The sequence below is a fragment of the Pseudomonas sp. FW305-3-2-15-C-LB1 genome (assembly GCF_058787615.1).
Genome location: NZ_JBYSZX010000016.1, coordinates 47,460 through 61,911, shown reverse-complemented (window position 1 = coordinate 61,911; position 14,452 = coordinate 47,460). Strand labels below are relative to the sequence as shown.

Here is a 14,452-nt window from a genome sequence, read left to right as displayed (position 1 = left end):
AAACCCCGCATGCGCCTGAAGCTGCTGACCAATCTCAATACCCTTCTTCTGGTGGCCGTGTGCCTGGCGCTGGGGGCGACGTTGTGGTGGTCGCAACGGGCGCTGGAGCGACCCTATTTGCTGATGGAACGCTACCTGGGCCTGTCGCAGACGTTCCAGAATGAAGCCGCACGCAATATCGACGATTACCTGGCCAGCGGCGACGCCCTGCGCTTGAGCAGCGCGGGCCAGAGCCTGGAGAGCCTGTTGCAGCATCTGGACGAGTTGCCTGCGGACCTTGCGCAGAACCTGCGCCCGAGCCTGGTGGACCTGGATGCGTTCAGCAAGACTGAGTTGCTGGCGGCCGGTAAGCTGGCAGGCGACCCGCAAGCCTTGCTGCTACAGGCAGAACGTGAATTGGGCGCGAACCTGGAGCAACTGAGCCAGTACGCCATCGGCGTGAACTCTCCCGAAGCCGCGCGCTATCTGCCGCCGTTGCTGGCCGCCTCCCAGCACCTGGGCAAGTTATCCCTGGCCCGCGACAAACTGGTGAGCAGCGGGCGTGCGGAACTGGCCGACGATGTGGAACGCGAAGTCGGCGCTATCCGCAGCCAGGCCGACCTGTTGGAGCAACTGCCGTTGCTCGGTGTCAAGGCCAGCGCCGAATCCAGCGCCGATGACTTTTCCGCGCTGATGGGGCTGCAGAACAGCGAAAAAACCGAAGCCCAGGACACCGGCGTCGACCTCAAGCGTGAACTCAATAGCCTGCTGACCCGCTACCCCGCCGAACTCAAGCGCACCCGCGACCAGATCCAGCAACGCACCGAACTGGCCGCCAAGACCCACCAGAAAATCAACTCCGTTCAGCAAGCCATCGCCGCACTGGAACCGGTGGTGCGCGCGCAACATGGCCAAATCCAGGGTGAAGTGCGCCTGATGCAAGGGGTGATGATTGGCCTGATCCTGTTGATCGCGCTGCTGATCGACACCTTGCAACGCAAGCTGGCGCGGGTGCTGACCAATCTGGCGCCGGCCCTGTCGACTTGGGCCGAGGGTGACTTCAGCCAGCCGATTGCCCTGGGCAAGACCAATCGCGAACTGCACGATATCGAAGCGTCTCTGAACCGCCTGCGCACCTACCTGGTGGACTTGGTCGGCACCATTCGCGGCAACGCCGAGGAAGTTGCCAGCAGCAGCCGTACCCTCGCCGAACTGAGCAGCGGCCTGCACGACGGCGCCGAACGCCAGGCCGGTGATACTGCGCAAATCCGAGATTCATTGGGTGAACTGGAGGCGACGATCCAGCAAGTCGCCGGTGATGCCAGCCAGGCTGCCGGCGCCAGTCGCAGTGCCGGCCAGGCCGTGGAACAAGGCCAGCGCGTGATCGGCCTGAGCCTGACCGGCCTGCGTGCCCTGGTGGGCGAAGTGCAGCAAAACGCGCAGATGATCGAAAAACTGGCTGAGGAATCCGCCACCATCGGCGGCGTGCTCACGGTGATCCGCTCGATTGCCGACCAGACCAACCTGCTGGCCCTCAACGCTGCCATCGAGGCCGCCCGTGCCGGTGAGGCCGGACGCGGTTTTGCCGTGGTGGCCGACGAGGTGCGCTCGCTGGCCCAACGCACCGCTGGCGCCACCGCAGAAATCCAGACCTTGATCGCCGGGCTGCAAAGCGCCGCCCACCAATCGGTGCAAGGCATGCGGGCCCAGGTCGAACACGCCGAAGCCACCGCCCAGCAAGCCCAGGCGGCGGACGGTGCGCTGGATGAGATTGTCGAGGCGATCCAGACCATTTCCGACACCGCCGTGCGCATCGCCGATGTGACCGCGCAGCAGAGTGGCGCCGTCAGCGAGATTCGCGACAACAGTGAGCGGATTCATCAGTTGGGTGAGGACAACTTGCTGCGAATCGGCCAGGGCCGCAGCCAGGGTGAGCACTTGCTGGTGCTAGGTGGGCAGCTCAACACTGCCGTTCAAGCCTTCCGCGTCTGACACGATCTTCAACCTTATAGAGATCAAATGTGGGAGGGGGCTTGCCCCCGATTGCAGTGTGTCAGCCTCAGTGTCTGTAACTGACCCAGCGCTATCGGGGGCAAGCCCCCTCCCACATTTGACCTTCATGGCATTCAGGAGCGTATTACCCATGACCGGATCACCGGCCACAGTCACAAATTTCGCGCTATCCTCGCTAATCGTGCCGCCTACTGCATAGAACTGGACAGTCACAAAGGCTTTGCGGCATAGTCGCCGGGTTCTGCCGTACCCACATCAATAACAAGGAACAGCCGATGGCGACCTTACTGGTTCTTCACGGACCCAACCTGAACCTGCTCGGCACCCGTGAACCGGGCGTCTACGGGGCAGTCACCCTGGACCAGATCAACCTTGATCTCGAACGCAGGGCGCGTGAAGCCGGCCACCATCTGCTCTACCTGCAAAGCAATGCCGAGTACGAATTGATTGATCGCATCCATGCCGCGCGCGGCGAAGGCGTGGATTTCATCCTGATCAATCCCGCCGCTTTTACGCATACAAGTGTTGCATTACGTGACGCGCTGCTGGCGGTGAGCATCCCATTCATCGAAGTGCATTTGTCGAACGTGCACAAACGCGAAGCTTTCCGCCATCACTCCTACTTCTCCGATGTAGCGGTAGGTGTGATCTGCGGCCTTGGCGCCAGCGGTTACCGACTGGCCCTGGAGGCCGCCCTGGAACAACTTGAACAACCGGCCAAGCGCCCCTGACCGACCCTTGGGAGTTGATGATTCATGGATATCCGTAAAGTTAAGAAACTGATCGAACTGCTGGAAGAATCCGGTATCGACGAGCTGGAAATCAAGGAAGGCGAAGAGTCCGTACGGATCAGCCGCCACAGCAAGACCCCGGCCCAGCAGTTCTATGCACCACAGATGCAAGCGCCGGCTCCGGCCGCTGCTGCTCCGGCCGCCGCGCCTGCTGCCGCCGCTGCACCTGCCGCCCCAGCCGCTCCGGCGCTGAACGGCTTCGTGGTCAAGTCGCCAATGGTCGGTACGTTCTACCGCACCCCGGCACCGACTTCGCCAGCCTTCGTTGAAGTCGGCGCTACCGTGAAAGTGGGCGACACCATCTGCATCGTTGAAGCGATGAAGATGATGAACCACATCACCGCTGAAAAAGCCGGCGTCATCGAATCCATCCTGGTAGAAAACGGTCAGCCGGTTGAGTACGACCAGCCGCTGTTCACCATCGTTTGAACCGCGGAGCGCCTTCGATGTTGAAACCTGCGAAGAAACTGCAAAAAGTCCTGATCGCCAACCGCGGCGAGATCGCGCTGCGTATCCTGCGCGCCTGTAAGGAAGAGGGCATCAAGACCGTCGCTGTTTACTCGACGGCCGATACCGAATTGATGCACGTGAAACTGGCGGACGAAAGCATCTGCATCGGCCCGCCACTGGCCACGAACTCGTACTTGAAAGTCTCGAACATCATCGCGGCCGCGGAAGTGACCGGCGCTGATGGCATCCACCCTGGCTACGGCTTCCTCGCGGAAAACGCCGATTTCGCCGAACAGGTGGAAAAATCCGGGTTTGCCTTCATCGGCCCGAAAGCCGAAACCATTCGCCTGATGGGTGACAAGGTGTCGGCCAAGGACGCCATGATCGCGGCCGGCGTGCCAACCGTTCCAGGCTCCGACGGCCCGCTGCCGGAAGACGAGGAAACCGCGCTGCGCATTGGTCGCGAAGTCGGCTACCCGGTGATCATCAAGGCCGCCGGTGGCGGTGGTGGTCGCGGCATGCGCGTGGTGCACAAGGAAGAAGACCTGATCGAAGCTGCCAAGCAGACTCGCTCCGAAGCGGGCGCCTGGTTCGGCAACCCGATGGTCTACCTGGAGAAGTACCTGACCAACCCACGTCACGTGGAAGTGCAAGTACTGTCCGACGGCCAAGGCCACGCCATCCACCTGGGCGACCGCGACTGCTCGCTGCAACGTCGTCACCAGAAGGTCCTGGAAGAAGCGCCAGCACCGGGTCTGGATGAAAAAGCGCGCCAGGAAGTACTGGCTCGTTGCGTCAAGGCGTGCATCGACATCAACTACCGTGGCGCGGGTACTTTCGAGTTCCTGTACGAGAACGGTCGTTTCTACTTCATCGAGATGAACACTCGTGTGCAGGTAGAGCATCCGGTGTCGGAGATGGTCACCGGTATCGACATCGTCAAGGAGATGCTCAGCATCGCCGCCGGCAACCCGCTGTCCTTCACCCAGGACGACGTGAAGATGCACGGCCACTCCCTGGAGTGCCGCATCAACGCCGAAGACCCGAAAACCTTTATCCCAAGCCCTGGCCTGGTCAAGCATTTCCACGCGCCCGGCGGCAACGGCGTACGTGTGGATTCGCACCTGTACAGCGGCTACAAGGTGCCGTCCAACTACGACTCGCTGATCGGCAAGCTGATCACCTGGGGCGCTACCCGCGACGAGGCCATGGCCCGTATGCGCAACGCCCTGGACGAAATCGTGGTCGACGGCATCAAGACCAACATCCCGCTGCATCGGGACCTGGTCCGTGATGAAGGCTTCTGCGAAGGTGGTGTGAACATCCACTACCTGGAACACAAGCTGGCCAACCAGTAAGTGCGCCAAACGACACAGCCGCCTCCGGGCGGCTTTGTTGTTTACGGGCCCCGGATTTCCTGGATGTACAGGGTCCAATGTGGCAAAGAGCTTGCCCCCTCCCACAGTTGTCCTGTGTATATTTTGAATACTGCAAATCGCCAGCACAGTCGTCTTCTGACCGCTGCTCGCGTAAACTTGCGCCCTTTCGCAGCCCCACCGCGCTGCACACTCATTTTTTCAAAGGTGCCCGCCATGCCTTGGCTGCAAGTCCGTCTCGCCATCAGCCCAGAACAAGCCGAAACCTATGAAGACGCTTTCCTCGAAGTAGGCGCTGTCTCCGTAACGTTCATGGACGCCGAAGACCAGCCGATCTTCGAACCCGAACTCAACACCACGCCGCTGTGGTCCCACACCCATTTGCTGGCCCTGTTCGAAGACGGCACCGATGCCGCCAGCGTCCTGGCCCATATGGAGCTGCTCACCGGCGGCCCGCTGCCAGAGCACCACAGCGAAGTCATCGAAGACCAGGACTGGGAACGCAGCTGGATGGACAACTTCCAGCCGATGCGTTTTGGTCAGCGCCTGTGGATTGTACCGAGCTGGCATGCCGCGCCCGAGCCCGACGCCGTCAACCTGCTGCTGGATCCGGGCCTGGCGTTCGGCACCGGCACCCACCCGACCACCGCGCTGTGCCTGGAATGGCTGGACGGCCAGGACCTGACCGACAGCCACGTGCTGGACTTCGGCTGCGGCTCGGGGATCCTGGCGATTGCCGCCCTGTTGCTCGGCGCCAAGGAAGCCGTGGGCACCGACATCGACGTGCAAGCCCTGGAAGCCTCTCGCGATAACGCCGGGCGCAACAACATTCCTGAAGGCAAATTCCCACTCTACCTGCCGGAGCAATTGCCCCAGGTACAGGCCGACGTGCTGGTGGCCAACATCCTCGCCGGCCCGCTGGTGTCGTTGGCGCCGCAGTTGTCGAGCCTGGTCAAGCCGGGCGGCCGCCTGGCGCTGTCGGGCATCCTGGCCGAGCAGGGCGAAGACGTCGCCGCTGCCTACGCCAAGGATTTCGAGCTGGACCCGATCGCCAACCGCGATGGCTGGGTACGCATCAGCGGTCGTCGGCGCTAGAATGAGCGCTTGCCTGAATCGGATGGCCGCATGACCGACAGTTTCGTCACCCAGTGCCCGCATTGCCAATCGCGCTTTCGCGTCAACCACGCTCAATTGAGCGTGGCCCGTGGCGTGGTGCGCTGCGGCTCGTGCCTGCAAGTGTTCAATGCGGCTCGCCAGCTGCTGGAGCAACGCGCCCAGGCGCCGACACCGCAGCCTGAGTCGACTCCCGAGGCGCCGCGCGCGATCAGCCAGAAACAGTGGAGCGCCGAAGAGCTGGACCTGGACAACCTGGACCTGGATGAAGAACTGGCCAAGCTGGAACGCCGCGAGATTCAGCACACGCAGCCTGTTGGCGCAGATCGTCGCCAGCCCGGCACCGACCGCCGCCAAAAGGATGAGTCCTTCAGCGCCAGCCGCGACACGGTCAAGGCCGAAGAAGAAAAATGGGCGGCAAGCCTGTTCAGCGAGCCGCCTGAAGAGCGCCTCCACGTCACCGAAGACCAGCCAGAACCTGCGACCAGGCAGCGCACCGAACCATCCATGTCGTTCCACACCGACGATCGCGACGATGAGCCCCCCCTGCGTTCAACACCAGACGATGACGACATCGACCCACCGTTTACACCGCTGACCAAAGCGGCCGAACCCGACGATCGCCTGCCCCCCCGCCGCAAGCGCCCACGCGCTGAAACCAGCGCCCATGACGACCTGCTGCAGGACCTGGAAGACGATCCGCTGCACCTCTACGCACAAAAACGCCCGACAGGCCTGGGCCGTCGCCTGGTCTGGCTGCTGCTGGTGCTGATCGCCGCCGCCGGCCTCGCAGGCCAATACATCGCCTACCAATTCGACGACCTGGCCCGCCAGGACGCCTATCGCCCGTGGTTCCAGCAACTGTGCCCCACCCTGGGTTGCACCGTGCCATCGCGGGTCGATATTGCCCATATCAAGAGCAGTAACCTGGTAGTGCGCAGCCACCCGGATTTCGCCGGGGCGCTGGTGGTGGACGCGATCATCTACAACCGCGCCACCTTCTCCCAGCCCTTCCCGCTGCTGGAGCTGCGTTTTGCCGACCTGAACGGCAACCTGATTGCCAGCCGTCGCTTCAAACCCGCCGAATACCTCAGCGGTGAGCTGGCCGGCGTTAGCGAAATGCCATCGCAAACCCCGATCCATATCTCCCTGGATATCCTCGATCCGGGCAACAAAGCCGTGAATTACAGCCTGAGCTTCCACTCGCCCGAGTGAATCGGTTCACGCGTTGAGGTTTGACGGCAGGTTATTGACTTTCCCCTGCGTAACCAAACCGCTGGCGATAAAGAAATAACTGTTCAGATTTTATCCAATTCAGCCTTTATCCAGTCATCGAGAGCGGGTATCATGCCAACCCTTTTTCGAACTCTAATGATCCGGCCCCACAACAGGGAAGTCCTATGTCGGCGGTACGCATCGGCCCATACACATTGCAGAACGGCTTGATCCTCGCCCCGATGGCGGGCGTCACCGACCAGCCCTTTCGTCAGCTGTGCAAGCGTTTGGGCGCGGGTCTAGTAGTCTCGGAAATGGTCACCAGCGACATGAGCTTGTGGAACACCCGCAAATCGCGGATGCGCATGATCCACGAAGGTGATCCCGAGCCCCGCTCGGTACAGATCGCCGGTGGAGATGCACAGATGCTGGCGGATGCGGCCCGTGCCAACGTGGAGTTGGGGGCGCAGATCATCGACATCAACATGGGCTGCCCGGCCAAGAAGGTCTGTAACAAGGCCGCCGGTTCGGCCCTGTTGAAAGATGAGCAGTTGGTGGCCGAGATCCTGCAGGCCGTTGTCGCCGCAGTGGATGTGCCGGTTACCCTGAAGATCCGTACCGGTTGGGACCGGGACAACAAGAACGGCCTGACAGTGGCGAAGATCGCTGAACAGGCAGGCATTACAGCGCTGGCGGTGCATGGCCGTACCCGCGCCGACCTTTACACCGGTGAAGCCGAGTACGACACCATTGCTGCGATCAAGCAGGCGGTATCGATGCCGGTATTCGCCAATGGCGACATCGACTCCGCCGAGAAGGCAAGGCGCGTGCTGCACGCAACTGGTGCCGATGGCTTGTTGATTGGCCGGGCCGCCCAGGGGCGTCCGTGGATTTTTCGTGAGATCGATCATTTTCTGCGTACCGGCGAAGTGTTGCCGGCACCGGGGCTGATCGAAGTGGAACGTATTCTGCTAGAGCATCTGGCCGCCCTGCACGCCTTCTATGGGGACGTGATGGGAGTACGCATTGCTCGCAAGCATGTCGGCTGGTATCTCGCAACCCTGCCGGGCGCCAGGGAGTTTCGCGCCCACTTCAATCGTTTGGATGATACGCAAGCACAGGTCGCCACCGTTCGAGAGTACTTCAGCGAGCGTGAAAAGAGCCTGGGGACAGGGGACGGAGAGGGGGTGGCCGCATGACGATGATGACCGAGACTTTAGTGAGTGGAACAACACCCGTGAGCGACAACGTCAATTTGAAACAGCACCTCAACACGCCGAGCGAAGAAGGCCAGACCCTTCGCGGGAGTGTCGAGAAGGCGCTGCACAATTATTTCGCCCACCTTGAGGGCGCTTCCGTCACGGACGTGTACAACCTGGTGCTCTCCGAAGTCGAGGCGCCCTTGCTCGAAAGCGTGATGAACTACGTCAAGGGCAACCAGACCAAAGCCAGTGAGCTGCTGGGCCTCAACCGTGGCACCTTGCGCAAAAAGCTCAAGCAATACGATTTGCTGTAAGCATTCAATCAAACCAGAAAGGCGCCCGCGTAAAACCGGTCGCCTTTTTTGCTGACTCCTTTGCTTTTGATGGAAATTGAAATGACCGACCAGACTACCCGCCTGCCGATCCGCCGCGCCTTGATCAGTGTCTCCGACAAGACCGGGATCCTCGAATTTGCCCGGGAGCTGGAAGCCCTGGGCGTGGAAATCCTCTCCACGGGCGGGACCTTCAAACTGCTGCGGGACAATGGCGTGGCCGCAGTGGAAGTGGCGGACTACACCGGCTTCGCAGAAATGATGGACGGTCGGGTCAAGACCCTGCACCCGAAAATCCACGGCGGTATCCTCGGCCGTCGTGGCACCGACGACGCGATCATGGCCGAGCACGGCATCAAGCCGATCGACCTGGTGGCCGTCAACCTCTACCCATTCGAAGCCACCATCAACAAGCCAGGCTGCGACCTGCCGACCGCCATCGAAAACATCGATATCGGCGGCCCGACCATGGTGCGTTCGGCGGCCAAGAACCACAAAGACGTGGCCATCGTGGTCAACGCCAGTGATTACGCCAACGTATTGGAAAGCCTGAAAGCCGGTGGCCTGACCTACGCCCAGCGTTTCGACCTGATGCTCAAGGCGTTCGAACACACCGCCGCCTACGACGGCATGATCGCCAACTACATGGGCACCGTGAACCAGGCCGCTGAAACCCTCAGCACCGAAGGCCGCAGCCAGTTCCCGCGCACCTTCAACAGCCAGTTCATCAAGGCCCAGGAAATGCGCTACGGCGAGAACCCGCACCAGAGCGCGGCGTTCTACGTGGAAGCCAAGCCTGCCGAAGTGGGCATTGCCACGGCGACCCAGTTGCAAGGCAAGGAGCTGTCCTACAACAACGTGGCCGACACCGACGCCGCGCTGGAATGCGTGAAGAGCTTCGTCAAGCCGGCCTGTGTGATCGTCAAGCACGCCAACCCATGCGGCGTGGCCGTGAGCCCGGATGCTGAAGGCGGTATCCGCCAGGCGTACGAACTGGCCTACGCCACCGATACCGAATCGGCCTTCGGCGGCATCATTGCGTTCAACCGCGAACTGGATGCCGAGACCGCCAAGGCGATCGTCGAGCGTCAGTTCGTTGAAGTGATCATCGCCCCAAGCGTCAGCGAAGAAGCCCGCGCCATCGTTGCCGCCAAGGCCAATGTGCGCCTGCTGGCCTGCGGCGAGTGGTCGGCCGAGCGTGCAGCGGCCTGGGACTACAAGCGCGTCAACGGTGGCTTGCTGGTACAGAGCCGCGACATCGGCATGATCGGCAGCGAAGACCTGAAAGTCGTGACCAAGCGCGCCCCGACCGAGCAGGAGATCAACGACCTGATCTTCGCCTGGAAGGTGGCCAAGTACGTTAAATCCAACGCCATCGTCTACGCCAAGAACCGCCAGACCATCGGGGTCGGCGCCGGCCAGATGAGCCGTGTGAACTCGGCGCGTATCGCCGCGATCAAGGCCGAGCACGCCGGTTTGCAGGTGGTGGGGTCGGTGATGGCTTCCGATGCGTTCTTCCCGTTCCGTGACGGCCTGGACAACGCCGCGAAAGCCGGTGTAACCGCCGTGATCCAACCGGGTGGTTCGATGCGTGATGCCGAAGTGATCGCCGCCGCGGATGAAGCTGGCATCGCCATGGTCTTCACCGGCATGCGTCACTTCCGTCACTGATTCAACTCGATCGAAATGTGGGAGCGGGCTTGTGTGGCGATCGGGCTTGCCACATGAGTTCGGCTCCACATTGAAGCGCACCCTGAGCGCCTACAGAATTTGAGGTTTTTGACATGAATGTTTTGATCATTGGCAGCGGTGGCCGTGAACACGCCCTGGCCTGGAAAGTTGCCCAGGACCCGCGTGTCCAGAAAGTCTTCGTCGCTCCCGGCAACGCTGGCACCGCCATTGAAGCCAAGTGCGAAAACGTTGCCATCGACGTGCTGGCACTTGAGCAACTGGCGGACTTTGCCGAGAAAAATGTGTCCCTGACCATCGTCGGCCCGGAAGTGCCGCTGGTGGCCGGCGTCGTGGACCTGTTCCGCAGCCGTGGCCTGGACTGCTTCGGCCCTACCGCCGGTGCGGCCCAGTTGGAAGGTTCCAAAGCCTTCACCAAGGATTTCCTGGCCCGCCACAAGATCCCGACTGCCGACTACCAGAACTTCACCGAGATCGAGCCGGCCCTGGCTTACCTGCGCGAAAAAGGTGCGCCAATCGTGATCAAGGCCGATGGCCTCGCTGCTGGTAAAGGCGTGATCGTCGCCATGACCCTGCAGGAAGCCGAAGACGCCGTGCGCGATATGCTCGCCGGCAACGCTTTCGGTGACGCAGGTTCCCGCGTGGTCATCGAGGAGTTCCTCGACGGCGAAGAAGCCAGCTTCATCGTGATGGTCGACGGCAAGAACGTCTTGCCGATGGCCACCAGCCAGGACCACAAACGCGTCGGCGACGGCGATACCGGCCCGAACACCGGTGGAATGGGTGCCTACTCCCCTGCCCCGGTGGTCACGGCCGATGTGCACCAGCGCGTCATGGACCTGGTGATCTGGCCGACCGTGCGCGGCATGGCCGACGAAGGCAATGTGTACACCGGTTTCCTGTATGCCGGCCTGATGATCGACAAAGCCGGTAACCCGAAAGTCATCGAGTTCAACTGCCGCTTCGGCGACCCGGAAACCCAACCGGTGATGCTGCGCCTGCAATCGAGCCTGGTGCTGTTGGTCGAAGCGGCATTGGCCCAGGCCCTGGACAAGGTTGAAGCGCAGTGGGATCCACGTCCGAGCGTCGGCATCGTGCTGGCGGCTGGTGGCTACCCTGCCGACTACGCCAAGGGCGATGTGATTGAAGGCCTGGACGCGGCTGCTACGCTGGAAGGCAAGGTGTTCCATGCGGGCACCGCGCTCAAGGATGGCCAGGTCGTGACGGCCGGTGGCCGTGTGCTATGCGCCACCGCCATGGGCGCCAGCGTCGACGCCGCGCAGCAACAGGCGTACAAGCTGGCCGCGAAGATCGACTGGAAAGGCTGCTTCTACCGCAAGGACATCGGCTATCGCGCCATTGCGCGGGAGCGTGGCGAGAACCAGTAAGCAGCTATCCGTTCGGCTAGGCAGGGGCCGCTGGCCCTTGCCGTATGCAGGCCTACCCGCGCATAGTTAACCGTGCATCAACCTACGAAGGGATTTCGCCGTGCGCTGGCTCAGGATCGCCATAGGTTTCACTGTCAGTCTGCTGACACTGCTCTGCTTGTTCCCGGCCCAGGCCGCCGCGCAAGGCAGTGGCTGGGCAGTATTGCTTGATGAACAGGCCGACCTGCAACTGAGCGACATCCGTTCCTCGCGCTACACCAACCAATTCAGCCCCATCGACCTGGACCGCATTACCGCCGCGGAACCGGACGGTGCGTTGTGGGTACGTTTCAAGCTGCAACCCGGCAAGCACGAACAAGTGCTGCGGGTATTCGCCCCGGACCTGTCGCACCTGAGCCTCTACGTGCTGGACGGCGACACCCTGGTGGAACAACAGAGCACCGGCACACGCCAGCCCCAGGCTGAACGGCCGTTGCCCAGCAGTGACTTCATGCTGCCGATGCCCCAGAGCCAGAACCCCCTCGAGGTCTACCTGCGCCTGGTCTCGGAACACGAACTGCGGCCCTACATCACCCTGGAACCGGCCGTGCTCGCCGCCGCCGACCAGACCCAGACGCTGATCTACGGCCTGCTGTTCGGCTGCCTGTTGATGCTGATCCTGCACAACCTCACGCGCTTCGCCTACCACCGCTCGCGCAGCAGCCTGTGGCTGGCGGCCTGCGAAGTGCTGCTGATGCTCAGCCTGGCGCTGCTACTCAACCTGGTGGGCCCATGGCTGCCGAACTGGCATGCGATCCAGACGCCCGGCGCCTACCTGGCGCTATTGCTCACCGCGCCGTGCGGGCTGATGTTTGCCTACCGGTTCTTCATGCCCCTGGGCCCGCACCCGCTGAACAAGCTGTTGATGGCGGACATCCTGTTCATCGTGCTGTGCGGCCTGCTGTTGTTGTTCGTCAACACCCTGCCGCTGAACATCATCACCTACGCCCTGGTGGCCCTGGCCGGCTTGAGCATGTTGTTTGTCTCGGCCTATCACTGGCAGAAAGGCTACCGCCCGGCACGTCTGTTCGTGGTGGCGATGGTGGTGTTCAACATCGGTACGCTGATCATCCTGCCAGCGTTGCTGGGCCTGACGATGGTCTCGCCCCAGGGCCTGATCGTCACGCTGCTGGCGTTTATCTGCCTGAGCGGCCTGCTGATGAGCCTGGCGTTGGGCGAACGCCAGCGTGCGATTGTCGAGGCGCGTTTCAGCCTCAGCCGCGACCTGGCGGCGAGCAATGCCGAAATCGCGGCCAAGGCCGAGTTCCTGGCCAAGATCAGCCACGAAATCCGCACCCCCATGAACGGTGTGCTGGGCATGACCGAACTGCTGTTGGGTACGCCGCTGTCGGTGAAACAGCGCGACTACGTGCAGACCATCCACAGCGCCGGCAACGAACTGCTTACGCTGATCAATGAAATCCTCGATATCTCCAAGCTCGAATCCGGCCAGATCGAACTGGACGATGTGCAATTCGACCTCAATGCGCTGATCGAAGACTGCCTGAGTATCTTCCGCGCCAAGGCCGAGCAGCAGAATGTCGAACTGATCAGCTTTATCCAGCCCCAGGTGCCCCGCGTGATCAGCGGCGACCCGACGCGCCTGCGCCAGGCCATGTTGAGCCTGCTGGAAAACGCCCTGCAAAAGACCGACGAAGGCGAAGTGCTGATCGTGGTGGCCCTGGACGACCGCAGCACCAAGCCACGCCTGCGCATTGCCGTGCAGGACAGCGGCCTGCCGATGGAAGCCTCGGAGCGCGACGCCCTGCTGCACAGTGAGCTGCACAGCAAGAATTTCTTCTCGGCCACCCGCCTCAATGGCCACCTGGGCCTGGTCATCGCCCGCCAGTTGATCCTGTTGATGAACGGCGAGTTCGGCATCAAGAGCGGCAGCCACCAGGGCAGCACCCTGTGGCTGACCCTGCCGCTGGACCCGGAGCGCCTGGAACACCCGACCTCCGACCTCGACGGCCCGCTCAAAGGCGCGCGCGTGCTAGTGGTGGACGACAACGACACCTGCCGCAAAGTGCTGGTGCAACAATGTTCCGCCTGGGGCCTCAACGTCAGCGCCGTGCCCTCGGGCAAGGAAGCCCTGGCGTTGCTGCGCACCAAGGCGCACCTGCGCGACTACTTTGACGTGGTGCTGCTGGACCAGAACATGCCCGGCATGACCGGCATGCAACTGGCGGCGAAGATCAAGGAAGACCCGAGCCTGAACCACGACATCCTGCTGATCATGCTTACCGGCATCAGCAATGCGCCGAGCAAGATCATTGCGCGCAATTGCGGGATCAAGCGCATCCTCGCCAAACCGGTGGCCGGCTATACGCTCAAGACCACCCTGGCCGACGAACTGACTCAGCGCAGCAAAGGCAACGTGCCGCCACGTCCGGTCCTCAGCACTCCGGCCGCCATCACCGTGCCGGCGGATTTCCGCATCCTGGTAGCCGAAGACAACAGCATCTCCACCAAGGTGATCCGCGGCATGCTCGGCAAGCTCAACCTCGACCCGGACACCGCCAGCAACGGCGAGGAAGCGCTGGAGGCGATGAAGGCCCAGCGTTATGACCTGGTGTTGATGGACTGTGAAATGCCGATCCTCGATGGTTTCTCGGCGACCCAGCAACTGCGCGCGTGGGAAGTCAGCCACCAGCGCATCCGCACGCCGGTGGTGGCGTTGACGGCGCACATTCTGTCGGAACACAAGGAACGTGCGCGCCAGGCCGGGATGGATGGGCATATGGCCAAGCCGGTGGAGTTGTCGCAGTTGCGCGAGCTGGTGGAATTCTGGGTCGCCCAGCGGCAACAGCGCCCAGAACACGCACCTTCCTGAACTTGAAATGCAGTCAAATGTGGGAGGGGCAA

11 protein-coding genes are annotated in these 14,452 nt (G+C 62.1%); all 11 read left to right on the top strand.

Going from position 1 to position 14,452, the window contains the following annotated elements; genetic code table 11:
• The first annotated feature begins 9 nt into the window (after nt 1-9).
• Nucleotides 10-1,971 carry a methyl-accepting chemotaxis protein gene (locus AC3WP7_RS24615; protein WP_102591567.1) on the top strand — a complete coding sequence of 654 codons (1,962 nt, stop codon included), beginning with the start codon at nt 10-12 and terminating at the stop codon, nt 1,969-1,971.
• A gap of 296 nt (nt 1,972-2,267) precedes the next feature.
• On the top strand, nt 2,268-2,723 hold the full coding sequence (aroQ, locus tag AC3WP7_RS24610) for a type II 3-dehydroquinate dehydratase (RefSeq protein WP_010213488.1): 456 nt from the start codon (nt 2,268-2,270) through the stop codon (nt 2,721-2,723).
• Between the two features lie 24 nt (nt 2,724-2,747).
• A complete protein-coding gene (gene accB, locus AC3WP7_RS24605) occupies nt 2,748-3,212 on the top strand; it encodes an acetyl-CoA carboxylase biotin carboxyl carrier protein (protein ID WP_010213489.1) in 465 nt (154 codons plus the stop codon).
• 17 nt (nt 3,213-3,229) lie between these two features.
• Nucleotides 3,230-4,591 (top strand): acetyl-CoA carboxylase biotin carboxylase subunit, encoded by a 1,362-nt coding sequence (gene accC, locus AC3WP7_RS24600; RefSeq protein WP_010213490.1) that lies wholly within the window; start codon nt 3,230-3,232, stop codon nt 4,589-4,591.
• 234 nt (nt 4,592-4,825) lie between these two features.
• Nucleotides 4,826-5,704: a 50S ribosomal protein L11 methyltransferase gene (gene prmA / locus AC3WP7_RS24595; RefSeq protein WP_071491599.1), complete on the top strand. Its 879-nt coding sequence runs from the start codon at nt 4,826-4,828 to the stop codon at nt 5,702-5,704.
• A gap of 30 nt (nt 5,705-5,734) precedes the next feature.
• Nucleotides 5,735-6,937: a DUF3426 domain-containing protein gene (locus AC3WP7_RS24590; RefSeq protein WP_102591566.1), complete on the top strand. Its 1,203-nt coding sequence runs from the start codon at nt 5,735-5,737 to the stop codon at nt 6,935-6,937.
• A gap of 185 nt (nt 6,938-7,122) precedes the next feature.
• Nucleotides 7,123-8,136, top strand: a complete 1,014-nt coding sequence (gene dusB, locus AC3WP7_RS24585; RefSeq protein WP_092249945.1) for a tRNA dihydrouridine synthase DusB — start codon at nt 7,123-7,125, stop codon at nt 8,134-8,136.
• Nucleotides 8,133-8,453, top strand: coding sequence for a DNA-binding transcriptional regulator Fis (gene fis / locus AC3WP7_RS24580; protein WP_002555375.1), 321 nt, complete (start codon nt 8,133-8,135; stop codon nt 8,451-8,453). The genes dusB and fis overlap by 4 nt, the downstream gene beginning before the upstream one ends.
• Nucleotides 8,454-8,534: 81 nt before the next feature.
• On the top strand, nt 8,535-10,142 hold the full coding sequence (purH, locus tag AC3WP7_RS24575; RefSeq protein WP_092249942.1) for a bifunctional phosphoribosylaminoimidazolecarboxamide formyltransferase/IMP cyclohydrolase: 1,608 nt from the start codon (nt 8,535-8,537) through the stop codon (nt 10,140-10,142).
• 113 nt (nt 10,143-10,255) lie between these two features.
• On the top strand, nt 10,256-11,548 hold the full coding sequence (gene purD, locus AC3WP7_RS24570; protein WP_071493000.1) for a phosphoribosylamine--glycine ligase: 1,293 nt from the start codon (nt 10,256-10,258) through the stop codon (nt 11,546-11,548).
• A 100-nt stretch (nt 11,549-11,648) separates the two neighbouring features.
• Complete coding sequence (locus AC3WP7_RS24565) at nt 11,649-14,420, top strand: hybrid sensor histidine kinase/response regulator (RefSeq protein WP_092249939.1); 2,772 nt, start codon at nt 11,649-11,651, stop codon at nt 14,418-14,420.
• The last annotated feature ends 32 nt before the right edge of the window (nt 14,421-14,452 follow it).

Excerpts from the sequence above, each read along its gene's own strand:
- AC3WP7_RS24615 (WP_102591567.1), top strand. The coding sequence starts at position 10 with ATGCGCCTGAAGCTGCTGACCAATCTCAATACCCTTCTTCTGGTGGCC.
- aroQ (WP_010213488.1), top strand. The coding sequence starts at position 2,268 with ATGGCGACCTTACTGGTTCTTCACGGACCCAACCTGAACCTGCTCGGC.
- accB (WP_010213489.1), top strand. The coding sequence starts at position 2,748 with ATGGATATCCGTAAAGTTAAGAAACTGATCGAACTGCTGGAAGAATCC.
- accC (WP_010213490.1), top strand. The coding sequence starts at position 3,230 with ATGTTGAAACCTGCGAAGAAACTGCAAAAAGTCCTGATCGCCAACCGC.
- prmA (WP_071491599.1), top strand. The coding sequence starts at position 4,826 with ATGCCTTGGCTGCAAGTCCGTCTCGCCATCAGCCCAGAACAAGCCGAA.
- AC3WP7_RS24590 (WP_102591566.1), top strand. The coding sequence starts at position 5,735 with ATGACCGACAGTTTCGTCACCCAGTGCCCGCATTGCCAATCGCGCTTT.
- dusB (WP_092249945.1), top strand. The coding sequence starts at position 7,123 with ATGTCGGCGGTACGCATCGGCCCATACACATTGCAGAACGGCTTGATC.
- fis (WP_002555375.1), top strand. The coding sequence starts at position 8,133 with ATGACGATGATGACCGAGACTTTAGTGAGTGGAACAACACCCGTGAGC.
- purH (WP_092249942.1), top strand. The coding sequence starts at position 8,535 with ATGACCGACCAGACTACCCGCCTGCCGATCCGCCGCGCCTTGATCAGT.
- purD (WP_071493000.1), top strand. The coding sequence starts at position 10,256 with ATGAATGTTTTGATCATTGGCAGCGGTGGCCGTGAACACGCCCTGGCC.